Annotated in this window: 18 protein-coding genes; 5 read left to right on the forward strand and 13 right to left on the reverse strand. The window is 68.9% G+C overall.

Features of this window, described 5'->3' with window-relative positions:
• Window positions 1-64: 64 nt before the first annotated feature.
• From nifJ to QZ294_RS08275, 3 genes are all read right to left on the reverse strand, one after another.
• On the reverse strand, window positions 65-3,616 hold the full coding sequence (gene nifJ / locus QZ294_RS08265; RefSeq protein WP_297048864.1) for a pyruvate:ferredoxin (flavodoxin) oxidoreductase: 3,552 nt from the start codon (window positions 3,614-3,616) through the stop codon (window positions 65-67).
• Window positions 3,617-4,104: 488 nt separating this feature from the next.
• Entirely contained in the window at window positions 4,105-5,271 is a 1,167-nt protein-coding gene (locus tag QZ294_RS08270; RefSeq protein ID WP_297048866.1) for an MFS transporter, read from the reverse strand.
• A gap of 59 nt (window positions 5,272-5,330) precedes the next feature.
• Window positions 5,331-6,575: a transglycosylase SLT domain-containing protein gene (locus QZ294_RS08275; protein WP_297048869.1), complete on the reverse strand. Its 1,245-nt coding sequence runs from the start codon at window positions 6,573-6,575 to the stop codon at window positions 5,331-5,333.
• 348 nt (window positions 6,576-6,923) lie between these two features.
• On the opposite strand from QZ294_RS08275, the gene QZ294_RS08280 reads away from it, so the two are divergent.
• From QZ294_RS08280 to QZ294_RS08295, 4 genes are all read left to right on the forward strand, one after another.
• Window positions 6,924-7,436 carry a GNAT family N-acetyltransferase gene (locus QZ294_RS08280; protein WP_297048871.1) on the forward strand — a complete coding sequence of 171 codons (513 nt, stop codon included), beginning with the start codon at window positions 6,924-6,926 and terminating at the stop codon, window positions 7,434-7,436.
• A complete protein-coding gene (locus tag QZ294_RS08285; RefSeq protein WP_297048874.1) occupies window positions 7,429-8,439 on the forward strand; it encodes a tRNA-dihydrouridine synthase family protein in 1,011 nt (336 codons plus the stop codon). Before QZ294_RS08280 ends, QZ294_RS08285 begins: the two co-directional genes overlap by 8 nt.
• Window positions 8,440-8,473: 34 nt before the next feature.
• Entirely contained in the window at window positions 8,474-9,340 is an 867-nt protein-coding gene (gene ispH / locus QZ294_RS08290) for a 4-hydroxy-3-methylbut-2-enyl diphosphate reductase (protein WP_297048876.1), read from the forward strand.
• A 200-nt stretch (window positions 9,341-9,540) separates the two neighbouring features.
• A complete protein-coding gene (locus QZ294_RS08295) occupies window positions 9,541-10,620 on the forward strand; it encodes a chemotaxis protein (protein ID WP_297048879.1) in 1,080 nt (359 codons plus the stop codon).
• 74 nt (window positions 10,621-10,694) lie between these two features.
• Here the strand turns inward: QZ294_RS08295 and QZ294_RS08300 are convergent, their stop codons facing one another.
• The gene (locus tag QZ294_RS08300) at window positions 10,695-12,008 is read right to left on the reverse strand and encodes a phenylacetate--CoA ligase family protein (protein ID WP_297048882.1); all 1,314 of its coding nucleotides are present in this window, start codon (window positions 12,006-12,008) and stop codon (window positions 10,695-10,697) included.
• Window positions 12,009-12,100: 92 nt separating this feature from the next.
• Window positions 12,101-12,898 carry a DNA/RNA nuclease SfsA gene (gene sfsA, locus QZ294_RS08305; RefSeq protein WP_297048884.1) on the reverse strand — a complete coding sequence of 266 codons (798 nt, stop codon included), beginning with the start codon at window positions 12,896-12,898 and terminating at the stop codon, window positions 12,101-12,103.
• A gap of 108 nt (window positions 12,899-13,006) precedes the next feature.
• Here sfsA and QZ294_RS08310 point away from each other — a divergent pair, with 108 nt between their 5' ends.
• Window positions 13,007-14,191: a pyridoxal phosphate-dependent aminotransferase gene (locus QZ294_RS08310; RefSeq protein WP_297048886.1), complete on the forward strand. Its 1,185-nt coding sequence runs from the start codon at window positions 13,007-13,009 to the stop codon at window positions 14,189-14,191.
• A gap of 24 nt (window positions 14,192-14,215) precedes the next feature.
• Here the strand turns inward: QZ294_RS08310 and QZ294_RS08315 are convergent, their stop codons facing one another.
• The 8 genes from QZ294_RS08315 to QZ294_RS08350 form a co-directional block, all read right to left on the reverse strand.
• Window positions 14,216-15,361: an FkbM family methyltransferase gene (locus QZ294_RS08315; protein ID WP_297048888.1), complete on the reverse strand. Its 1,146-nt coding sequence runs from the start codon at window positions 15,359-15,361 to the stop codon at window positions 14,216-14,218.
• Window positions 15,358-15,825, reverse strand: coding sequence for a DVU_2496 family lipoprotein (locus QZ294_RS08320; protein ID WP_297048890.1), 468 nt, complete (start codon window positions 15,823-15,825; stop codon window positions 15,358-15,360). Before QZ294_RS08320 ends, QZ294_RS08315 begins: the two co-directional genes overlap by 4 nt.
• A gap of 5 nt (window positions 15,826-15,830) precedes the next feature.
• Entirely contained in the window at window positions 15,831-16,688 is an 858-nt protein-coding gene (locus QZ294_RS08325) for a M48 family metalloprotease (protein WP_297048894.1), read from the reverse strand.
• A gap of 112 nt (window positions 16,689-16,800) precedes the next feature.
• Window positions 16,801-18,798: an asparagine synthase (glutamine-hydrolyzing) gene (asnB, locus tag QZ294_RS08330; protein WP_297048896.1), complete on the reverse strand. Its 1,998-nt coding sequence runs from the start codon at window positions 18,796-18,798 to the stop codon at window positions 16,801-16,803.
• Window positions 18,786-20,165 (reverse strand): glycosyltransferase family 4 protein, encoded by a 1,380-nt coding sequence (locus QZ294_RS08335; protein ID WP_297048898.1) that lies wholly within the window; start codon window positions 20,163-20,165, stop codon window positions 18,786-18,788. The genes asnB and QZ294_RS08335 overlap by 13 nt, the downstream gene beginning before the upstream one ends.
• Window positions 20,162-21,325, reverse strand: coding sequence for a glycosyl transferase family 1 (locus QZ294_RS08340; protein WP_297048901.1), 1,164 nt, complete (start codon window positions 21,323-21,325; stop codon window positions 20,162-20,164). The genes QZ294_RS08335 and QZ294_RS08340 overlap by 4 nt, the downstream gene beginning before the upstream one ends.
• Window positions 21,322-22,551: a glycosyltransferase gene (locus QZ294_RS08345; protein ID WP_297048951.1), complete on the reverse strand. Its 1,230-nt coding sequence runs from the start codon at window positions 22,549-22,551 to the stop codon at window positions 21,322-21,324. Before QZ294_RS08345 ends, QZ294_RS08340 begins: the two co-directional genes overlap by 4 nt.
• A 242-nt stretch (window positions 22,552-22,793) precedes the next feature.
• Entirely contained in the window at window positions 22,794-24,086 is a 1,293-nt protein-coding gene (locus QZ294_RS08350; protein ID WP_297048904.1) for an aminotransferase class I/II-fold pyridoxal phosphate-dependent enzyme, read from the reverse strand.
• Window positions 24,087-24,115: the final 29 nt, after the last annotated feature.

The following is a 24,115-nucleotide window of genomic DNA, read 5'->3' on the forward strand; positions in this document are numbered from 1 at the left end:
CGCCCCCGGGCATGCTGTGTTCTCCGTCCGGGCGCCCCGCGGGGCGCCCGGACGAGGGGGCTGGTTACGCCTCTTCCTTGCCGGGGTAGGTGCCGGGGAAGGGCAGATCCGCAAGCTGCTTGTACAGGGCATAGCGCTGGGCATAGGCCTCGGCCAGGTCCTGCTTGAGCACCTTGGAGACTTCGGGCTGGGTCTTGTCCAGCGAGGCGTAGCGGTTCTCGCCTTCCAGGAAGGCCGTGAAGTCGCCGCTGGGCGCCTTGCTGTCCAGCTGGAAGGGATTCTTCTTTTCCAGCGCCAGCTCGGGGTTGTAGCGATAGAGCGGCCAGTAGCCGATCTGGACGGCCGTCTTGGCTTCCATCATGCTCATGCCCATGCCCTTCTTGAGTCCCTGGTTGATGCAGGGGGCATAGGCGATGATGAGCGAGGGGCCCTTGTAGGCTTCGGCCTCGCGGAAGGCCTTGAGGGTCTGCTGCATGTCGGCGCCCATGGCGATGGAGGCCACATAGACGTAGCCGTAGGTCATAGCCATGCGGCCCAGGTCCTTCTTGCCGGTGCGCTTGCCCGAGGCGGCGAACTGCGCCACCGCGCCCAGCGGCGTGGCCTTGGAGGACTGGCCGCCGGTGTTGGAGTAGACCTCGGTGTCCATGAGCAGGACGTTGATGTCCGCGCCGCTGGCGAGCACATGGTCCAGGCCGCCGTAGCCGATGTCATAGCCCCAGCCGTCGCCGCCGAAGATCCAGACGCTCTTCTTGGTGTAGAGGTCGTCCATATCCCACAGGTCGGCGGCCAGCGGGCTTTCAAAGCCGTCAAGGTGGGCGATGATCTGCTCGCCGTACTTGCGGGAGCCTTCGGCGTCTTCCTTGTTGTCGAGCCAGCCCTGGAGGGCTTCCTTCAGTTCGGGCGTGGCCGCCTCGTCCTTGAGGGCCTGACCCACGAGGGTCGCCAGACGGTTGCGGCGCGCATGGTAGGCTTCCTCGATGCCGTAGCCGTATTCGGCCGCGTCTTCAAAGAGGGAGTTGCCCCAGGCCGGGCCGAAGCCGTCCTTGCGGTTGGCGCAGTACGGCGTGGTGGGCGAGGACGCGCCCCAGATGGAGGAGCAGCCCGTGGCGTTGGCGATGAGCATGCGTTCGCCGAAGAGCTGGGTCAGCACCTTGACATACGGGGTCTCGCCGCAGCCGCCGCAGGCGCCGGAGAACTCGTGCAGGGGCTGCTGGAGCTGCGAACCCTTGACCGTGTCGCGCGGCATGATGTCGTCCTTGAGGGCGACATGCTCCTCGGCAAAGGCCAGGTTGGCCTTTTCCACGGCCAGGCGGTCTTCCAGCGGCACCATGACGAGCGCCTTTTCCTTGGCCGGGCAGACATTGGCGCAGGAGCCGCAGCCCAGGCAGTCCTCGGGATAGACCTGGATACGCAGCTTGAGTCCCTTGAGGTCCTTGCCGATGGCGTCCTTGGTCACAAAGCCCTCGGGCGCGCCGGCCAGCTCCTCCTCGGTGGCGAGCACGGGGCGGATGGCCGCGTGCGGGCAGACGAAGGAGCACTGGAAGCACTGGATGCAGTTGCCCACCTGCCATTCGGGGATCTTGATGGCGACGCCGCGCTTTTCGCAGGCCGCCGTGCCCACGGGCATGAAGCCGGCGGGATCCATGGAGGACACGGGCAGCTTGTCGCCCTGCTGGGCCAGGATGGGCCGCACGATTTCGCGGATGTACTCGTCGTCGCAGCAGTGCGTGACCACCGCGCCTTCGGTGGTGTCGATCCAGGAGGCGGGGTACTTGATCTCCTCCAGGGCCGGGGCGGCCTTTTCCACGGCGGCGATGTTCATGTTGACGACCTTGTCGCCCTTGAGTCCGTAGGTCTTCTTGATGGAGGCCTTGAGGAAGTCCACGGCCTGCTCGAAGGGAATGACGTTGGCGAGCTTGAAGAAGGCCGTCTGCATGATCATGTTGATCCTGCCGCCAAGGCCCACTTCCTGCGCCAGCTTGACCGCGTCGATATTGTAGAACTTGAGCTTCTTGCGGGCGATCTTGCGTTTCATGGCCGCGGGCAGGTGCTTTTCCATGTCTGCCAGGGACCAGTTGGAGTTCAGCACAAAGGTGCCGCCTTCCTTGACGCCCTCCAGGATGTCGTACATGGTCACATAGGCGGCCTTGTGGCAGGCGATGTAGTCGGCCTGGGTGATCAGGTAGGACGAGGTGATGGGCTGCTTGCCGAAGCGCAGGTGCGAAACCGTGAAGCCGCCGGACTTCTTGGAGTCGTAGGCGAAGTAGGCCTGGGCGTACATGTCGGTATTGTCGCCGATGATCTTGACGGCCTGCTTGTTGGCGCCCACGGTGCCGTCCGCGCCGAGTCCGAAGAACTTGCACTGCACGGTGCCGGCGGGCACGGTGTCGATCTCCTCTTCCACATCGAGCGAAAGATGGGTCACGTCGTCGGTGATGCCCACGGTGAAGTGGTTCTTGGGCTGCAGGGCCTTCATGTTGTCGAACACGGCCTTCGCCATGCCGGGCGTGAAGTCCTTGGAGCCGAGTCCGTAGCGGCCGCCCACGATGGTCGGGGCCTCGCCCTTTTCGAGGAAGGCGGTGCAGACGTCCTGATAGAGCGGTTCGCCCAGGCTGCCGCGTTCCTTGGTGCGGTCCAGCACGGTCAGGCAGGTGACGCTGGCCGGGATGGCGCGCAGCAGATGCTCGGTGGAGAAGGGCCGGAACAGGCGCACCTTCACAAGGCCCGTGCGCTCGCCCAGTTTTTCGTTGAGGTAGTTGACCGTCTCCTCGATGACCTCGCAGGACGAACCCATGCTGATGATGACGCGGTCGGCCTCGGGATGGCCCACATAGTCGAAGAGGTGGTACTTGCGCCCGGTGATGGACGCCACCTTCTTCATGTTTTCGGCCACGATGCCGGGCACGGCCTCGTAATAGAGGTTGGCGGCCTCGCAGTTCTGGAAGTAGATGTCCGGGTTCTGGGCGGTGCCGCGGATGTGCGGATGCTCGGGGTTCATGGCCGTGGCGCGGAATTCCGCCACCTTGTCCCAGTTCACCAGGCCCTTGATGTCCTTGTAGTCGATGACCTCGATTTTCTGCACTTCATGCGAGGTGCGGAAGCCGTCAAAGAAGTGGCAGAAGGGCAGGCTCGCGTCGATGGCCGACAGATGGGCCACCAGGGCGAGGTCCATGCATTCCTGCACCGAGGCGGAGCAGAGGAAGTTGAAGCCGGTCTGGCGACAGGCCATGACGTCCTGATGGTCGCCGAAAATGGAGAGCGCGTGGCTCGCCAGGGCGCGCGCCGACACATGGAAGACGCCGGGCAGAAGCTCGCCGGCGATCTTGTACATGTTCGGGATCATGAGCAGAAGGCCCTGCGAGGCCGTATAGGTGGAGGTCAGGCTGCCGCCGGAGAGCATGCCGTGCACGGCGCCCGCGGCGCCCGCTTCGGACTGCATCTCCCGCACCGTCACCTTCTCGCCAAGGACGTTGGTCTGGCCGCGGGCGGCCAGCTCGTCCATGACCTCGCCCATGACCGAGGAAGGCGTGATGGGATAGATGGCCGCCGTTTCCGACAGCGCATAGGCAATATGCGCGGTGGCGTTATTGCCGTCCATGGTTTTCATTTTCGCCATCTCATTCCTCCTTGGCGCGCCTGGCGCGCTCTGGTTTTCCGAATCCTTCCCCGTGGCTCCGCGGCGGAGCGCATCGCGGTGTCCATGGGGCGCCCTTCCCGCGGGCATGCGCCCGCCTTTCCGGCCGCGGACCCCGGCAGGGTCCGCGTTTTCCGCGCCGGGCGCATGCCCGGCCCTTGCTCACGACTTTGCGAAAGTCTAGCCCATTTGCCCGCCATCGTCCAGCACGGCAGGCCGGGCGGCCCTTGCCGGGCAACGGGGGGTGCATAGCACAATATTGATTGATTGAACAGTCAAATTTGCGGCGCGCGCCGCATTTCCGTGGCAGCGCACCGGCGCCCGGCGGAAGGGGCTGATTCCGGGCCAGAACCCGCCGGCGCAACGCGGCGCTTCCCGGGAAGCTTCTTCCGGCGGCGGGCCGCCGTCCAGAGATGTGCTTCTGCGCCGATGCCGGGCAAAAGGCGGGGCGAGTGCCTTGTCCCCGCTGGCTAGCCGCGCCGGCTGTTGTCATCGGCTGAATACCGCCGGTTAAGCCAGAACAGCGTCCCGGCGCAGACCAGGGCCATGGGGATGCCCAGAAGCGCGGGCGAGACCAGCCCCAGGCCGTTGCGGATGGCGATGCCGCCGAGGTATGCCGAGCAGGCGTTGGACATGTTGAAGGCGATCTGGATCCCCGCGCCGCCCAGGATCTCGCCGCCCCTGGAATAGCGCACGATGAGGTACTGCATGGGTCCTCCCAGGCCGAACAGCGCCGCCGCGCCCAGAAAGACCAGCGGCACGGCCACGGGCGCGCAGGCGCTGAAATGGTATATCCCCAGCAGGATGGGCACGATGGCAAGGGCCGTCCACGCCGAGACCAGCGCCGGACGGAAGCGGTCGGCCAGCCGGCCGCAAAGGAGGCCGCCGCAGAACATGCCCAGGCCCGCCAGCGTCATGACCCATTTCATCCAGGGCGCGGGGATGCGCGTGATCTCCAGCAAAATGGGTTCCATATAGCTGTACCAGCAGTAGACGCTGCCCTGGCCGAGAAAGGTGGCGAGAAAGATGAGCCAGGGCGCGGGACCTTTCAAAAAGCGGAATTCCCGCCGGATGCTCCGCTTCCCGGGTGCGGGTGTTCCGGGGACGCAGCCCAGGATCCCCGCAAAGGCGATGACGCCCCAGAGGGCCGCGAGCAGGAAGGTGAGCCGCCAGCTGACGCGGTAGGTGAGCCAGGTGACGGCGGGCACGCCGAGCACATTGGCGACTGTCATGCCCGCCACCATGATGGCCACCGCCGTTGCCTTGCGCCCGGGCGCGACCAGGGCCACGGCCACGATGGCGGCCACGCCGAAATAGGCGCCGTGCGGCAGCCCGGAGAGGAAGCGCGCGCAGAGCAGACCGGCATAGCCCGTGGAAAGGGCGGCAAGGCCGTTGCCCAGAACGATGAGTCCGCACAGCCCAAGGAGGATGCGCTTCAGCGGATGCCTGCGGAAAAAGAGGGGGAGCGGCGCGCCCGCGCTCACGCCCAGGGCATAGGCGGAGATGAAGTCTCCGGCCTGCGGAATGGTGACATGGAGGTCACGGGCAAGCGTGGACAGGATGCCCATCAGGGAAAATTCCGCGATGCCGAGGGCAAAGGTGCCGCAGGCCAGCGCCAGAAGTCCCTTGCTGATCATGCCGGGGCGTCTCCCTCCGTCCCGCCTGGCCCCCCCGGCGCGCCGGGCGGACCGGGGGCTTAGTTGACGGCGTTTGCCGGGTCCATCATGGCCGCATAGTGCTGCTTCATGCGCCGCACCTTGGCGACGTAGGAGCGGGTCTCGCGGACGGGCAGGCGCCGCGTGAGGTCGTCATAAAGTTCGTCGGAGGTCATGGTGTTGATGCGCGCCACGGCCGCGTCGTTGGTGGGTCCATAGAGGCGCAGGAAGCGGTTCGGTCCCATGTTGTAGGCCGCCACGGCGCAGTATTCGCGCGCCAGCGGGTCGGCCACGTCCTGAAAGTAGCGGTTGAGGAGGATGTGGAGGTAGGCCGTGCCGTAGCGGATATTGATCTCGGGGACCCGCAGGTCGTCAAAGCCCACATCGCCGCGGCGTCCGTACAGGAAACGGTGCACCTCCCCGCTGGCCGTGCTGGGCAGAAGCTGCATGAGACCCATGGCCGACTTGTCGCTGACGAGCGTGGGCGAAAAATCGCTTTCGCTGTGGATGATGGCATAGACGAGCGCCTCGCTGAGATCGTAGCGGCGCGCAAAGCTCTCCACCAGCGCCTGATAGCGGCGCGCCTTGGCCGCCGCGTCGCCGGCGGCGAAACCGCGGAGCGGCAGCGGCGCCGGCGAACCATCGGCGCCGCGAAGGGCCTCCTGGCCGTCGTTCCCGCGCGGGCCGTCCTGGGGCAGGGGGCGGTAGGCCGCCATGAGCGTGCCCACGTCCTGCCAGCGCAGGGGGCGGCCCTCCATGTCAAGGGCGTCACTGGCGCGGAAGGGTTCCACCGCCAGAAGGGAAGGCGTGGAGGCGCCGTCCAGCGTCACCAGCGGCGCAAGCCCGGCGCCGCCGGGCGCGTCGGCGGCCAGGGCGGCGGGAGCCTGCGGACCCTCAAAGCCGAACAGGGGCGCTGTGCCGGCCATGCTGAGGCGGATGCCGTCTGGCTCGAAGCTGACGAATTCCCCGTCGCGCCGCAGTTCCAGCAGCTCCCGCACGGCACGCGCCGCCGCAAGGGTGGGCGCGCCCGCGGCCATGTCCTCCGGGGGAACGGCCTGCACGCGCGCGGGGCGCCGGATGGCCCAGACGCGATCACCGTTGCCGTTCTGGAGGATAGGCTGGGGAAGGTCCGCCGCTTCCAGGCTGAGCACATGGGCGCTGGCCCGGCGCCGGATCTCGATGCCTTCTCCCCGTGGCGCGAAACCCGCGAGCAGTCCGAGGAGCAGGGCGCTCCCCGCGCCCGCGAGGCAGAGCGAACAGAGGACAAGGGTCTTGCGGCATGGCATGGCATATTCCTTATCACAGGTTGCGGCGAAACGTCACCGCCGGAAATCGTGATCCCCGGCACGGCTGTACCGGCTGCGCCCAGTGTCAAGCAAATTTCTTGCCACCATGGAAAATTCCTGTAATGGCAAGATGTTGTCATTCATCTTTCCCCCCGTTGTCCGCGAGGTCAAAAAATGGACGCCGTGTCTTCCTTCCTGCCGAGCGCCCCTGCACGGCGGCAAAAAGGCATAGCATGCAGGGGCGGGAACTGGTATGCTGGCGCAAGCAACCGCCTGTGCGTACCGGCCCGGCGCCGGACCCGGCGGCCGCCCGCGCGGCGGCAAGACTGCGGAGATGCAGGGTGCGTCATGATCCATGCGGCAGGATACGGGGATATTCCGGCGCTGAATGCCATCGAGCTGGCCGCGGCCGCCCTTTTCCCTCCCGGGATGCTCCCGGACGCCGTGCTGCGGGAGTGCGTGCCCGCCGCCGTCCTCGCGCGGGCGGTGGCGGAGGGGCGGCTGTGGGTGGACAGGGACGCCTGCCGGCGGATAACCGGATATGCGTTCTGGGAGCGGATCGACGGTGCTGCCCTGCTGGCGCAAATCGACGTCCTGCCCGCATATGGCCGCAGGGGCATCGGGACCTCCCTGGTCAGGCACATCCTGGGCCAGGCCGGACAGGCCGGGCTGCCCCATGTCTATCTCACAACATTTTCCACGGTTGCCTGGAACATGCCGTTGTATCGGAAACTTGGCTTTGTGTGCATCGCTGCCGCTGAACAGCCGGGATTTCTCAGGAAGATCCTGGAGGATGAGCGGAAACGGGGCCTGGAGCATCGCGTTGCCATGCGCGCCACGACGGCGGACGGCCATGCGTAGGCGCTTTTTTCTGCCGACGGCGCCCCCCGGCGCCGGCGCGCCGCTCCGTTTCGCCCGGGATGCCCCGTGGCTTGCCCCGCTGGCGGGCTACAGCGACCTGCCCTTCCGGCTGCTCTGCCGGCACTACGGGGCCGCGGTCTGCGTGACGGAAATGGTCAGCGCCAAGGGACTCGTCTATCGCAGCCCCGGCACCGGCGAACTGCTCCAAAGCCTGCCCGGGGATCAGCCCCTGGTGGTCCAGCTGTTCGGGGGCGAGCCGGAGGCCCTGGGCGCGGCCGTGACGAGCCTGCGCGCCGCGGGCTATGCCTGGTTCGACTGCAATATGGGCTGTTCGGTACCCAAGGTCATGCGTCAGGGCGCGGGCGCGGCCCTCCTGGGGGACGAGGCGCGGGCGCTGGCCTGCGCCCGGGCCATGATAGCGGCGGCCGCGCCCGGCCGCGTGGGCTTCAAGCTCCGGCTCGGCCCGGACAGGGAGCATATCGTCCTGCCGGATCTGGCCCTGCGTCTGGAAGACCTGGGCGCCGGCTGGCTGACCCTGCATCCGCGCACGGCCCGGCAGGGTTTTGGCGGCAGCGCCGACTGGGAGGCCATCGCGCGGCTCGCGGAGCGGCTTTCCATCCCGCTTCTGGCGAGCGGCGACCTCCTGAACGCCGAGGACGGGGTGCGCTGTCTGGAGCAGACCGGCGCGTCGGCCGTCATGTATGCGCGCGGCGCCCTGCATGATCCGGCCGTTTTCGCGGCGCATGGCGCCCTGTGCCGGGGGGAGCGGACCCCGGCGGCGGACGCGGCATCGCTCAGGGCCATGATCGGGCGCCATGTGCGGCTTGCGCGGGAGCATGCCGCGGGTGACGGCGCGCTCTGGAAGATGCGCTCCCTGGTGCCGCGCTATGTGCGCTTCCTGCCCGGCGTGCGGGTCTTGCGTCAACGGTTGTGCCGCTGTACTGATTGGCAGGAGCTGGAGGCGGCGCTGGACGAATTTTTCGGCGGCGCCGGCGCGCACTGAACCTTTGGGGACCATCTCACGGTCTGGAGCCATCATGGACGTTCTTCGCGCAAAGACCGCCGGGTTCTGCATGGGGGTGAGCCTGGCCCTGCGGACCCTGGAAACGGCGCTCATGAACCAGGGGGCGGTCGGCGCCCCGGCGCGGGCGCGGCGGATCTGCACGCTGGGACCCATCATCCACAATCCGCAGGTGCTGGAGCATTTTGCCGGACGCGGCGTGGTCTGCGTGGCGGACGCCGCCGACCTGGGTCCGGGCGACCATGCGCTGATCCGCGCCCATGGCCTCCCGCGCGGGGAGGAAGCCCGCGTGCGCGCCAGCGGCGCCAGCGTGGAGGACGCCACCTGCCCGCGCGTCAAGGGGGCGCAGCTGTCCATTGCCCGCGCCACCCGCGAGGGCGCCGCGCTCCTGCTTTTCGGCGAGGCCGAGCATCCCGAGGTGCGGGGCCTGCTTTCCTACGCCACAGGCGCGGCGCAGGTGTTCGGGAGCCTCGCGGAGCTTGAGCGCCTGCCGCTGGAACCCGGAAAGCCCCATGTGCTGGCCTCGCAGACCACGCAGGACCGCGACGCCTTTGCCGCCATCGAGACGTGGCTGGCGGAGCGCCTGCCGACGCTCACGGTGCTGAACACCATTTGCGGCGCCACGCGCGAGCGTCAGGAAGAGGCGCGCCGCATCGCGGGCACGGTGGATGTCATGGTGGTGGTGGGCGGCCGGGAAAGCGGCAATACGCGGCGTCTGGCCGCCCTGGCGGCCCAGGCCGGGGTGGAGACCTTCCATGTGGAACGGCCGGAAGAGCTGGATGCCGGAAGATTTGCGGGAAAATCCCGCGCAGGCCTAACGGCCGGCGCATCTACGCCGAAAAGCCTTATTGACGCCACCGAGCAATGGCTGGCATCGCTCTGAACATCCCGGCGTCCAAAATGCTCTGCCGACGGCGGGGGCGGGCGTCTTTTCCCTTGTGACGCCGCAAAAGCCAGCGGAGACAGGCTCCGGCATTTTCCGGTCCGAAAACGCAAGCGCCCGGCACGCGCGGGGAATGGCCGGGGTTTCCGGTCCCCCCGCCACAGGACGGGCGGCCGGGATTCACCAGGTACGGAGGCATCATGGCCGAACTCACCAATATTCTGCTTGAATCCGGCACCAATGAGCTGGAAATGGTGGAATTTTACCTGGACGAGACGCTCCTTCCGGGCGATGCCCTGCTGGAGGGACTGACGGCGCAGGCCGCGGGTCCTGACGAGGCAGCCGGCTACCGCGGCTATTATGGCGTGAATGTAGCCAAGGTGCTGGAGATCATCCGCATGCCCAAGGTCACGGAGCTGCCCGAGGTGCAGCACGAAAGCGTGCTGGGCGCGTTCAACCTTCGCTCGCGGATCATCCCGCTGGTGGATCTCACCCTCTGGCTCGGCAAAAAGCCGGCCGGCCGCACGGAAGAACCCAAGACCATCGTGACCGAGTTCAACAACGTCACCACGGCCTTCATGGTGTCCGGGGTCAACCGCATCCACCGCATCAGCTGGGAACAGGTGGAGGCGCCCAATCCCTACATGGCCGCGGTGTCGAGCAACACCATCGTGGGCGTGGTCAAGCTGGAGGGGCGCATCATCTTCCTGCTCGACCTTGAAAAGGTGGTGGCGAATCTCAACCCCCGGCTCAGCCTGCGCCTCGACGACCTGGGCGAGGACTGGGACGGCACCACCGGCTATCGCGCCCTGGTGGCCGACGATTCGGCCCTGGTGCGCGAAATGCAGCGCGACCTGCTGGAAAAGGCGGGTTTCAAGGTCATCATCACCACCAACGGCCGCGAAGCCTGGGAATGCCTCACGGCCTTCCGCCGCCGCGTGGAGGAGGAGGGGCGCCCCCTGAGCGACTTTGTCCAGGTGGTCGTCTCGGATATCGAGATGCCCGTGATGGACGGACTCAATCTCACGAGCCGCATCAAGAACGACGCCATCCTCAAGCAGTTGCCGGTCCTGCTCTTCTCGTCGCTGATCACGGAAAAGCTGCGCCACAAGGGCGCCAGCGTGGGCGCGGACGGCCAGATCTCCAAGCCGGAGGTGGGCACCCTCGCCAAGCGCGCCGCGGCCCTCATCAGGGAGCGCGGCCTTGCGGGCGAGGCCGCGGCGGCCGGAGCGCCCGAGGCGCAGGGAGCCGCGCCGGTGCCGGAGGGCGAAACAGCCTGACGCGAAGCGCGCGGCGTTCCCTGACGAAGCGATGCCGGAGCCTGCGGCCCGCGCGGGGCGGCGGCTCTTTCCCCTCAGTTGGCGTCCGCGTAGCGCTTGTCCAGAACGCGCTTCGATTTGCTGAAAGTGCGCGGCAGGCTGCCATAGTCCGCCACCTTCACGTCCATGCGCGCGAGGATGCGCGAACGCAGGCGCCCGGCCAGGGTCCCGGCCAGCGCCGCGTCCCCGCCGGCCGTGGCCCCGCCCGCGCGTTCCACGGTGAGCGTGAGATGGTCCAGCCCGCGGGCGTCGCGGGTCAGCTCCACCTGATATTCGCCGCCGAGTTCCGGAAATTCCCCGATGACGTCCATGATCTGGCCGGGATAGATGTTCACCCCCCGGTAGATGATCATGTCATCCGAGCGGCCGAGGATGCGGTCGTGCCGCGGCATGGCAAGCCCGCAGGCGCAGGCGCCGGGGATGATCCGCGTGAGGTCGTGGGTGCGGTAGCGCAGCAGCGGCACGGCCTCCTTGCGGAGGGATGTCACCACCATTTCCCCCACCTCGCCATCGGGCACGGGTTCAAGGGTCTCCGGGTCCAGCACCTCGATGATGAAGAGGTCCGCCCAGTAGTGGAGTCCGCTGTGGGCGTCGCAGTCCATGGCCGTGCCGGGTCCGTACATCTCCGTCATGCCCGCGATGTCGTAGCTCCCCTCCAGGCCGAGCTTGCTCTCGATGGCAAGGCGCATCTTTTCGCTGCGGGTCTCGGCGCCGCAGATGACCTTGCGCAGCCGGAGCTTCCCGGTGAGTCCCGCGCGTTCCGCCTCTTCGGCGAGGAGCAGGGCCATGGAGGCCGTGGCGCCGAAGCAGGTAGCGCCCATGTCGGCCAGGAGCTGGAGGTGCATTTCCAGATTGCCCGGTCCCACCGGGATGGTGAGCATGCCGAAAAGCTCGCTGCCGAGCTGGAAGCCCGCCCCCGCTGTCCAGAGTCCGTAGCCCACGGCCACCTGCATGCGGTCGGCCGGGGTAAGTCCGGCCAGTTCATAGCAGCGCGCCATCTGGAGGCAGAAGGTCTCGATGTCGCGCCGGGTATAGGCGAGGATCTTGCGCTTGCCGGTGGTGCCGCTGGAGGCGTGGATGCGCGTGATCTCCTCCTCGGGCACGCAGAGCAGGGGCAGCGGATAGCCCCGGCGCAGGTCTTCCACATCCGTGAGCGGGAGGCGGCGCAGGTCGTCCAGGCTGCGGATGTCGCCGGGTCCCACGCCGCAGGCGTCGAGCAGGGCGCGGTACTGCGGCGAGTTGCGCGCCTGGGCCACGGTCCGGCGCAGGCCGTCGAGCTGGATCTCCCGGAGGCGCTCCGGGGAGAGGTCGGGGATGAAGCGGTGTTGGGCGCGGGATGAGGAGGACATGGCAGTTTCCGGGCAAGGGTGGGGGCGGCCCGGCGGGTGCCGGGCCGGCCTGTGGACAGCGCAGGCTATCCCGCTTTGCGGCATTTTGAAAGTCAAAATGCGTGACCGGCTGCGGGCGGACGCGGCGCCAGGGGCAGCGGCGGCCCAAGGTCGATGCCCGCCGGACCCACCAGGGCGCGGAAGGGATGGATTGCCACGCCCGCGTCCAGCGCCTGCCAGAACAGGCGCGCATAGGCGGGGTCGATGCAGTCCGCGGGCGCGAAGCAGTGGCCGTCCGGCCGCTGGACGAGGTAGAACATGGCCGCGCGTTCGCCGCCGGCCACAATGTCCATGAGTTCGCGCAAATGCTTGCAGCCGCGTTCGCTGGCCGCATCGGGAAAACAGGCCGCGTCGTCCTCCACGAGCGTCACGTTCTTGCATTCCACCCAGAAGGGCGGCAGCCCCGGGCCGGTGAACAGGCCGTCCAGGCGGCTTTGGCCGCGCCGCGCCTCGCGCCGAAGCTCCGTGTATCCGGCGGCGAAGGGGAGCCGGCCCGCGCGAAAGGCCGCCTCGAGCAGGCGGTTGGGCACGGAGGTGTTCACGCCCACCCAGAAGCCGGCGCCGGCCTTCGGCGCGGTGCGCTCCGCCAGCCAGACGCATTCCTGCGTATAGCGGAGCCTGCGCGCCGGATTGGCCGCCGGAGACACCAGCACCGGCGTCCCCGGCCGCGTGAGGCCGAGCATGCTGCCGGAATTGTTGCTGTGCGCCCAGAGCGGACCGTCCTGCGTTCGCAGTTCCACGCTGAAGCGCTTGACCCGGCGCACGAGGGCGCCCACGCGGCAGCCCGGCGGCAGCGGCAGGAGCGGGGCGTTGTCCGCCCGTGCGCGGTTGCTGGTGGCGTCATCCCGCATTTACACCCCCGTGCGAACCTGATAAAAATACTGGCACATCGCCGTCGGGCGCGGCGCGTCCGTCATCCCCCGCGCGCCGTCCTGCGCGCATGCCCACAGGAGCCAGCCATGCAGATCGCCGACCGCCTGAGCCAGATCCGGCCTTCCGTGACCCTTGCCATCAATGCCCGGGCGCAGGAACTGCGGGCGCAGGGCGTCCAGGTGACGAGCCTGGCCGTGGGCGAGCCGGATTTTCCCACGCCCGCCCATATCCGCGAGGCGGCCAAGGCCGCCATTGACGCCAATTTCACCCGCTATACGGCCGTGGCGGGCATCCCGGAGCTGCGGCGCGCCGCGGGCGACTATTTCGGGCGCCACTACGCCACGCCCGTGGCGCCGGAATCCATCATCATCGGCGCGGGCGGCAAGCAGTGTCTCTACACGTTTCTCCAGACCGTCATCGACCCCGGGGACGAGGTGCTCATCCCGTCGCCCTACTGGGTGAGCTATCCCGACATGGTGCGCCTGGCCGGGGGCGTGCCCGTGACCGTGCCCGCGGGCGCCGAACTCGGCTTCAAGGTGACGCCGCTCATGCTGGAAAACCGGGTCTCGGACAGGACGCGGCTGCTCATCCTCAATTCGCCCGGCAACCCCTCCGGCGCGGTCTATGCCGACCGGGAATTCATGCATATCATGCGCTGGGCCTTGGCGCGCAATATCTTTGTCCTTTCCGACGAGATCTATGACCAGCTCGTGTTCGAGCCGGCGCAGATGACGAGCGCCATCACCTGGTTCGCGCACTGCCCGGAACTGGTGGCCGTGGTCAACGGCCTTTCCAAGAGCTATGCCATGACCGGCTGGCGCGTGGGCTTTCTGGCCGCGCACCCGGAAATCATCAAAAAAATGACCGCCCTGCAGGGGCACAGCCTCTCCAATGTCTGCTCCGTGGCGCAAAAGGCCGCGCTGGCCGCGCTGGAAGGGCCGGACGACTGCCTGATCGAGATGCGCCGCGCCTTCCATCGCCGCCGCGATCTCGCCATGGACATCGTGAGCGCGTGGCCGGGCGTGGTCTGCCCCCGGCCGGACGGCGCCTTCTATCTCTTTGTGGACGTGAGCGCGCTCTACGGCGGGGAGATCGGCGACTCCACGGCCCTCTGCTCCTACCTGCTGGACACGGCGCATGTGGCCCTGGTGCCCGGCGCGGCCTTTGGCGACGACAGGTGCATCCGCCTTTCCTATGCCGTGGCCGACGATGTGCTGGCGGACGCCCTGCGCCGCGTGGGCGAGGCGCTCGCCGCCCTGGCGCGGAAATGAGCCGCCCCGGGGGCCGCGTGCGCCTCAGGCTGCCGGAACCTCGGCATAGAGGATGGTGTCCGTGAAGCCGCAGGAGGCGTGCGCCACCTCAAGGCGATAGTCCGGCACCAGGCTTTTGACGAAGAGCGGCAGCGTCATCAGGTCTTCCGGCGTGTGGTAGAGGCAGATGACGAGCCTGGGCCGGAAGCGGCGGATGGTGTCCCCGGCGCCGCGCAGGGCGTCGAGTTCCGCCCCTTCCACGTCCAGCTTGATGCAGTCCACCCGTTCAAGCCCTTCCTCCCGCACCACATCGTCGATGCTCACCAGGTCGCAGCGCACGGTGCCGTCGCCGTCGGCGGCGCAGATGTGCGAAGAGTCGCGCAGGGAGGCGAACGCCGCCTGCCCGCGCCGTTCGGCCAGCCCCGCGGTATGCAGCCGGTACCAGGGCCAGGGCGCCAATGCCTCGCGCGCCGCGTCCGCCATCCAGGGGATCGGCTCGAAGCCGTGGATGCGCCCGCCGGGACCGACCTGGCCGGCAAAGGCTCTCTGCGCGCCCACCATGTCCGAAACGCCGCCGTCGATCATGATGTCGCCGGCCCGCGGGCGGATGCGCGGATGCTCGTATTCCCCGTGCGGCGCAAGGGGGAGATAGCCCGCGTCGCCGGTCATGAGGGCCTTGATGCGCGCCGCATAGGTCGTGCGGCTGGCTTCGTCCGCCAGCAGGTCGAAGACGGTCTGCAACCGGGGCGCGTGGCGGGCGAAAAAGTCCGGCAGCGGCGGACGCCTGCCGAAGGGCGGATCCCGAAGGCCGTCCAGATAGAGCATGCCGCCGCCGTAAACGGCCATGAGGCGGCACACCGCCGTCAGCATGACCGTATCGGGAACGAGGAATATCTTGGCCCATTGGGGGGTGGTGCCGAGCCGCTCCACGCCGCGCACGGGGATCTCCCGGGCATGCTCCGCCCCGGGCAGGGAGAAGCTGCGCGGCGCGTCCTCCGGCAGGTCGGGGACCATGAGCATGCGGATGTCCAGGTCGGGATAGGCGGCGCAGAATCGCGGCAGAAGCCCGAGGTGTTCATGGCAGACGATGCAGCAGGCCTGGCGCAGCGAGCGCGGCACGCCCCATGGCCGCAGGAGCGGCAGTCCGTTGATCCGTTCCAGCAGCGGCGCGGCACTGGTGCTGCGGCTCATTTGCGTCCTCCCTTTTTCGGCGTGGACGCGTCGTTTTCGTCCACCCAGTCGGCCAGGCGCGCCTGACGGGCGAGCGCGTACGGGCTGGGACCGCCGGGTTCCGCCGCCTGGACAAGATCGTCGAAGCCGCCGTCAAGGCGATAGACGCGCCAGTCTCCGGCGGGGAGGCGCCCGGAGGCGAGCGCCGCCTCCAGGGCCATGGCGGCCGTGTCCGGCCCGCAAAAGAGCGGAAACTCCCGCACCGAGGGGTCCAGCACCACATCCGCCCCGCTCGCGAGGTCGATGATGAAATTCCCGGGCGCGACCACATGGAGCGTGGCGCAGTCCTCTGGCGGCACGGGGGGCTGTGCCGGCTGCGGGTCCGCCGGGCCGCTCCCCGCGCAGGCCGCGAGCGCGAGGCCCGCGGCAAGCGCAAGGGCCGCGGGAAATGCCGGGAGGCGGCGGGCGGCGGGCGTGGGCATCATGGCGCTCATCCCCGGGCGGCCATGGCGCGCAGGCGTTCGATGCGTTCCTCCAGCGGCGGGTGCGTGCTGAAGAGCTTCGCCACGCTGCCGTCGCGCCCGAAGAGCGGGGCCACGATGAACATCTCGGCCGTGCTCGGATTGCCGGAACGCAGGGGCGTGCGCCCGCTGGCCGCGCCGAGCTTTGCGAGGGCGCCCGCCAGGGCCAGCGGCTGGCCGCAGAGGCGCGCGCCGGTCTCGTCGGCAAGAAACTCGCGCGAACGGGAGATAGCCATCTGGATAAGCCCCGCGGCCATGGGCGCGAGCAGGGCCAGCGCCAGGGCGCCGATGGGGTTGCCGCCGCCCTCGCCGTCACGGCCGCCGCCGAAAATGGCCGTGAACTGGAAAATGTTCGCCAGGGTCACGATGGCCGAAGCCATGACGCCGGCCACGGTCTGGATGAGGATGTCCCGGTTGACCACATGGCCCATTTCGTGGGCCACCACGCCGCGCAGCTCCTCGGGCGGGAGCAGGCGGAGGATGCCCTCGGTGACGGCCACCACGGCGTGTTCCGGGTCGCGCCCGGTGGCGAAGGCATTGGGCGCCTCCTCGGGGATGACGCAGACGCGGGGCTTGGGCACGCCGGCGTTGCGGGCGAGTTCGGCCACGATGTCGTGCAGGTAGGGCGCCTCTTCGGGCGCCAGTTCCCGCGCGTGGTACATGGAAAGCACGATCTTGTCCGAATACCAGTAACTGCCGACATTCATCACCAGGGCGAGGCCAAAGGCGATGATGACGCCGCCGCGGCCGCCGAGCAGGCCGCCGAGGACGATGATGATGCCGGAAAGCAGGGCCAGCAGGAAGAGGGTCTTGATCTGGCTGGTCATGCGAACCTCCTTGGGGCTGTATCAGGCGCCGCGCGGATGCCGGCCGCGGACCGCCACCGGGAAATATAGGCACGCCGCGCCGGGAGGCAAGATGCGCCGGGCGGCGGTCCGTTCAGAAATCCGCCGGATTGGCGCGGAGCCAGAGCTGGAGCACCATGAGCGTCCACAGGGGCTTACGCAGGTCCGCGCGGCCCGAGCAGTGGGCGTCCACAAGGGCGCGCACGGCGGCCGGGGCGAACAGGCCCTGGGCCGCCAGCGCCCGCTCGCCGAGCAGGTCTTCCATGAGCGGCCGCAGCTTGCCCCTGAGCCATTCCGCCACCGGGATCTGGAAGCCGCGCTTGTTGCGGTGCAGGATCTCGGGCGGCAACAGCCCGGCAAAGGCCTTTTTGAGCAGGTACTTGCGCCTGAAGCCATGCAGGCGCAGGCCCACGGGCAGGCGCGCCGCGAATTCGGCCACATCCCTGTCCAGAAAGGGCGCGCGCACTTCCAGCGAGTGGAGCATGGAGCAGCGGTCCACCTTGACGAGGATGTCATCCAGCATGAACTGGCGCACATAGACATGGAAGGCGCGGGCCAGCGGCGTTGCCGCGTCCCGGGGCAGCCAGTGTTCGTACTGGCGGCGGGTGGGCGCGAACAGCGCTTCCGGCCGCAGGGCGTCGTTGCCGCCATGGCGGCCCAGCCACGCCGGGTCCAGAAGTGTGGCCTGAAGCTCCGGCCCGAGAGCGGTGAGCAGGGTCTGGACGCGCAGCCAGTCCGGCGCGGCGGCCCCGCGCAGAAAGGTCTCGCACGCCAGGCGCGGGTTGATGTAGCCCGCGGACGCCGGCAGCCGGCGGACCAGCGGCTCGATGACGCCCCGCCGCAGCCAGCCGGGCAGGGCATTGTAGCGTTGGGCGATCCTGTAGCCGATGTAGTGTTCGTAGCCGGCCCACAGCTCGTCCGCGCCGTCGCCGCCCAGGGCCACGGTCACGCGCTCGCGCGCCACGCCGGAGAGCAGCCAGGTGGGCGCGCAGGAGGCGTCGGCCATGGGCACGTCCATCCGGCTCACGATGCCGGGAAGTTCCTCCGCGCATTCCGCCGCCGAAAGGATGCGCTCATGGTGATCCGTGCCAAAGGCCGAGGCCGCGAGGCGCGCATAGCGCGATTCATCGTAGCTCGCCTCCTCGAAGCCAATGGAGAAGCTCATGACCGGGGAGGAGGATTCGCGGGCCATGAGTCCGGCCACGATGGAGGAGTCGATGCCGCCGGAAAGGAAAACGCCCAGGGGCACATCGCTCACCAGGCGGCGGCGCACGGCGGTCGCCAGCAGCCGTTCCAGCTCGAGGCAGAGTTCAGTCTCGTCTCCGGGCGCCGCGGCCGCGGGCATGGGCAGGTCCCAGTAGCGCGCGGGCCGGGGCGCCGCCGCGTTCCCGGCCTCCAGGAGCAGGAAATGCGCGGGTTCCAGGCTGCGGACCTCGCGGTACATGGTCTGCGGCGTGGGCACATATTCATAGGCAAGGTAGCGCATGAGGGCCGTGGCGTCGAGGTGGAGGCCAAGGGGCAGAAAGTCCGGCCACGCGCCCTCCTGCCCGTCCGGCGCGGCGGCCGCCGGTTCGGGCCGCCCCAGCAGGGCCAGGGCGGAAAGCTCGGAAGCGAAGCAGAAGACGCCGTTCTGCAGGGTATAGAAAAAGGGCTTCTTGCCGAAGCGGTCGCGGGCGCAGAAGAGGCGGCGGCGCGGCCCGTCCCAGAGGGCAAAGGCGAACATGCCCTCGAAACGGTCCAGGCAGGACTCGCCCCAGGCGGCATAGGCCGCGAGCACAAGCTCCGTGTCCGATTCCGTGCGGAACGTGACGCCCCGGGCGCCCAGCTCGCGCCGCAGCTCCCGGAAATTGTAGATCTCGCCGTTGTGCACCACGCAGAGCCTGCCGTCCGCGCTGAGCATGGGCTGGCTGCCGCCCGCAAGGTCGATGATCGAGAGCCGCCGGTGACCCAGGGCCACCGGGCCATGGCGCCAGAAGCCCTCGCCGTCCGGCCCGCGGCAGGCCATGCTGTCGGTCATGGTCCTGAGCGCGCGCCCGACGCCCGGGGGCAGGGGGCTGCCGTCCAGGCGCAGGATGCCGGCTATGCCGCACATGGGTCCGCTCCCTGGCGCGGATGCCCGGCGCGCCAGCGGGCATGCCCTTCCGCGAGGAAGGCGCCCAGGCGGTCCGCATTGGCGTCGGGGTCAAACATTTCCTTTGCCAGCCGCGCGCCCGCCTGGCCCATGCGGCGCGCCGCGGCGGGATCGGCGGCCAGGCGCAGCACCGCTTCGGCCAGGGCCTCGGCATCGCCCGGCGCCACCGTGAGTCCGGTCTCGCCATGACGCACCACTTCGGGCAGGGCATTGACCGTGGTTCCCACCACGGGCAGGCCATAGGCCATGGCCTCGATGACGGTGTTGGGGATGCCGTCGCGCCGGCCCGAGGCATGCACCACGCAGGGCGCGAGAAAAATGTCATGTTCGGCCAGCAGGGCGGGCAGTTCGTTGTGCGAGACCAGGCCCGGCATGTCCACGTCCCGGCTGAGGCCCAGCTCCGCGCGCAGGTGGCGCAACTTGTCTTCCATGCCGCCCAGGCCCATGACCTTGCCGCCGCCCCCGGCGAGCGTGAGCCGGAAGTCGAGTCCGCGCTGCTTGAGCAGGGCGCAGGCGCGCAACAGCACGTCAAAGCCCTTGGTCACGTCAAAGCGGCCCACGGCGAGCAGGCGCAAGGGTCCGGGCACAAAGCGCGCCGTCCCGTCCGTCACGTCCCGGCCGGGCGCGGGCAGGGTCAGCCCGTTATAGACGAGCGCGGTCTTGCCGCCGGCCTCGCCCCGGCCGAAGGATTCGATGCGGGCCTGATCCGCCGCGTTGTTGGCCCGCACCAGGATCGCGGCGGCGAACTTGTCGGCAAGGTCCGGGTCGGCGGGTTCCAGATTGTCGCCGCGCGCGGCCGTGGCAAAGGGCAGGCCCGCCAGGGTGGCGGCCACCCAGGCGGCGGTGGCGGCGCCGCGCGGCCATGGGGCATAGACCATGTCCATGCCATCCTCGCGGAAGCGGCGCGCCAGGGAAACGCCCGCGCAGAAGGCCCAGAGGTTTTCGCCGAGGATCTCCCAGCTTTGCCAGCGGCGGCAGCAACTGCGGCGGAACAGGCGCCAGAGCCGCACGGGATGGGTGCAGAGCTGCCGCAGGATCTCCAGGCAGAAGCGCGGCGCGGCCCGCATGCCGGAGACGCGGGCATGGCCGGCCTTTGCGCGCATTTCCTCGGAGCAGTGGCGCAGATTGCGGCCGTAGAGGGTGTGGACGGTCAGGGGCAGGCGCTGGCGCAGGGCTTCCACCTCGCGGAAAATGAACGGCTGGGTGAAGAGCGGATACCAGAGCAGCACATAGGCCACATGGGGCAGGCCGGGGGGAAGTGGCGGCAGGGGCGGTTGGGCGGCCGGAGCATTCCCGGCGTGCCGGCGCCCGCGTGTCGGGGCGTTCATGAGCGGGCCTCCGGGGAGGGATGTCTCCAGAAGCGCGCGGAAGTGTCCGTAGATGGCATCCGGCTGTCCATGCCTTTCCTTTCTACCGTTTTTGGCGGCCTTGTCCAGTCGCCGGCGCCGGCCGGAGCGCTTCCGGGCCGGAAATCTCCGTGTTCCGCCGCGCGGCGCAGCTCTTCCAGGGTGAGGAAGCGGACGGCGAACGTTGCGTCCAGCCAGTCCAGATAGGCGAGCATTTTTTCCATGAAGCGGCGCACGGACGCCTCATCCGGCATATGCGGCGCCCCGCCCGGAAAGAGTTCGGAAGAGTGCCAGGTCAGGGAAAGGACGCGCCCGCCGCGCGCGGCATGGAGCAGGGTGGTGAGCCGCAGGAGCGGGAGCGGATGCTGGACGGGCAAAAGCGCCAGCGCGCCCCAGTGGCGCAGGCTCGCGCGCAGGGCGGCGCCCGCCCCGCCGGGAAGCGCCCGCGCAAGGCGCGGCAGCCAGGGGAAGAGCGGGGTCACGGTCAGCGGCAGTTCCAGCAGGCGTGTGGTCCCTTCGCCCACCCAGTAGGGATCGGCGGGCGCGTCGAAATGGTCGGGATCGGCGTTGGCGGACGCGGGTTTTCCGCAGTGGAGCGGGCGCACCGAGGCATCGCAGCGCACGCCCTGTTCCTCCAGCAGGGGCCAGAGCGGCGCATGCAGGTCCCAGCGGCCCATGCGGAAGGAGGTGAGGGGCGCCCCCTGAAAATCGGCGCCCGCCCGGAAGAGGGTCGCCAGCTTGGCGGCCATGCATCCGTCCGGCACGGCGGCGGCGGGCACCCGCGCGAGCATGCCGCCGGGCGCGGCGGCGGCTTCCGGCGTCAGGGGGGGCGTGTTCCAGTGGTGGAGGTGGGCGCCGATCTCCGCGCCGTGGACATCCCTGAGGCGGGCGAGCACGCGCCGGGAATCCGCATCCGCAAAGACGCTGTGCGCGCAGAAGAGCGTGGGACGGACGCCGCGTTCCAGAAGCGGGGCAAGGCGCGTCAGCGCGGCCGTGTTCCGCACGCCGGGCGCGCGGCAGGCGTAGCGGCCGCCGAACAGCCCCTCCTCCTCCACATCGAGGCTCAGGACCACCGTGAGGGGGCGCTTTGCCGAAGGCCGCGGTTCCGGCGCGGGATGGGGCGTGACCGGCAGGGACATCATTTTCCGGCGACGGGGCGGGAGCGCACCGCGGTTTCATAAAGGTCGCGCAGGGCGGCGATGTTGCGTTGGCGGTCGAACATGGTTTCCACAAGGGCGCGTCCGGCGCGGGCCATGGCCTGGGCGCGCTCCCTGTCGGCCAGCATGGAGCGCACGGCGTCGGCCAGGGCCGCCGGGTCGCGCTGGGGCACGAGCAGGCCGGTCTCGCCGTTGCGGATGACCTCGGCGATGCCGCAGACATCCGTGGCGATGACGGGCATGCCCATGGAAAGGGCTTCCATGATGACATTGGGGATGCCGTCGCGGTCGCCGTTGCCGTGCACCACGCTCGGCACCACCAGGATGTCATGGGTCTGCATGTAGCGGCGCAGCTCGTCGTGGGGGACGAAGCCGGGCATCTCCACGCAGTCTTCCAGGCTGAGGCGCCGGCGCAGCCCGGTGAGCTTGCGCCGCCACGCGCCGTCGCCCACGAGGGTCAGGCGCGCGGGCACGCGTTCGCGCCTGAGCCGCGCCATGGCCGTGAGCAGCTCGGGAAAGCCCTTGGTCCTGGCGAAACGGCCCACGGCCAGCAGGCGATAGGGCGGCTCCATGGGCATGGCGCACGGCTCACGCTCGGTGAAGGTGAGGCTGTTGTAGATGAGCCGCACCTTGTCTTCCTCCCCCCTGGGGCAGAAACGCCGCAGCCAGTTCACATTGGCGGCGTTGTTGGTGCGGATGAAGAGCGCGTCGCGGGATTTTTCCCGCAGGAGGCCGTCCTCGGGATAAATATCGCCGGCGCGGCCCGTGAAGGCAAAGGGGATGCCCGTGAGCCGCGACGCCACCCAGGCCGCCGTGGCCGGCCCGTTGGCCCAGGAGGAATGGATGAGTTCCACCTTGTCGCGCCGGCAGCACTCGGCCAGGAGGAAACCGGCCATGAAGCACCAGAGATTTTCCCCCAGGGATTCCAGATTCCGCATGCGCCGGAAAAATCCCTCGCGCAGAAGGCGCAAGACAAGGCCGGGCCGGCGTCTGAGCGCGCGGAAAAAGGCCCCCCAGATGCGGAAAAACGCCCGCATCCCCAAACGCCGCACCGGGCCGTCATAGGCGCGCATCTCGCGCGAGCAGCCCCTGAACGCCGCGCCGTACATGGTATAGACGTGGATATCCAGCCCCTGCTCGCGCAACTGGACGATCTCGCGGAAGATGAAGGTTTCGGAGGAGAGCGGAAACCAGAGCAGCACATAGGCCATGACAAGGGGCGCGACGGCCGGCGCATCGGCGGCCGGCGGCCGGGAAGTCTCCGGGGCGGGTCCGCTCCCTGCGGGGATGGTCCCGGCGGAGGCTGTGGCGGGGGAAGCGACGTTGGGCATGGGGTTCTCCGGCGGGCGGCTTTCCCCGGCAGTCAGGGGCATATGCCCGGGCCGGCGCGGGGGACCCGCTTCCGGCGGCGTGGCCGGGCAGGGCGGCACAGGAGCGGAGCGCGGGCGCCCTTTCAGTTCCCGGCGCCGTGGGCCGCCTGGAACTCGGCCACCAGGGCCTTGGCCTTGGGCAATTCCTCGACCACGGCATCCACGGCGGTACGCACATGCTCTTCGGTGTGCGAGGCGGAAATGAAGAAACGCAGGCGCGCCGTGCCTTCCTTGACCGCCGGGAAGGAGATGGGCATGACATAGATGCCGCGCTTGAAGAGCGCCTGGGACAGGAAGCCGGAAACCATGGAGTCGCCGACGATGACCGGCAGCACGGCATAGCCCTGGGCCGCGCCCGTATCCAGCCCCTTGCTCTGGGCGTAATGGAGGAAATACTGGCTGATGGCCTGGAGACGGTGGACGCGTTCCGGCTCGCGGAGCATGATGTCCAGGGCCTTGTGGCAGGCCGTGGCGATGACCGGGGGCATGCCCACGCTGAAGACGAAGCCCGGCGAGCCGTATTTGAGGAAGCGGACCAGGTCGGCCCGGCCGGCGATGAAGCCGCCGCAGCCGCACATGGATTTGGAGAGCGTGCTCATCCACATGTCCACATCCGTGGGGTCGATGCCGAAATATTCGCGCGCGCCGCGTCCGGTCTTGCCAAGCACGCCCAGGGAGTGGGCCTCGTCCACCAGGAGCATGCAGTCGTACTTTTTCTTCAGCTCGATGATGCGCGGCAGGTCCGGGATGTTGCCGTCCATGCTGAACAGGCCCTCGGTGACGATGATGGCGTACTTGTGCTGGGCGCGGTGCGCCTTGAGCATCTCCTCCAGGGCGTCGCAGTCGTTGTGCTCGTAGGAATAGCGCGTGGCGCCGGAAAGCCGCGCGCCCTGCACCAGGGAATTGTGGGCCAGACCGTCGTGGAAGATGGCGTCGCGGGCGCCGTACATGAAGCCCAGGGTGGAGACGTTGGTGGCGTGGCCGCTCACATAGACGATGGCGTCCTCCACATCGTAGAGTTCGGCGAAGGCGCGCTCCAGCTCGCGGTGCGGCGGCCGTTCGCCGCCCACCAGGCGGCTGGCCCCGGCGGAGGTGCCGAAGCGCGCCGCCGTCTCGGCCACCGCGGCCGTGATTTCGGGATGGGCGTTGATATCCAGATAATCGTAGGTGGAAAAATTGATATATTCCTTGCCATTGATCAGGGTCGTGGCCTTGGCCGCCTGGTCGTGGCAGGCGAACAGCGGATTTTCCAGCCCCATGCCGGCGGCGAGGTCCACCATGCGCTCGAAGGAGAGCTTGGAGCGCATGCGGTTGAAGCCGGCCCTGCCGTCTGCCTGCTGTCCGGCCTCAGCCGGAGCGGAATGGTCGTTCTTCATGCCTTGTCCCTTAAAAGAAAAATATGTCC

This window comes from uncultured Desulfovibrio sp. (genome assembly GCF_910584445.1).
Taxonomy (GTDB): Bacteria; Desulfobacterota; Desulfovibrionia; order Desulfovibrionales; family Desulfovibrionaceae; genus Desulfovibrio.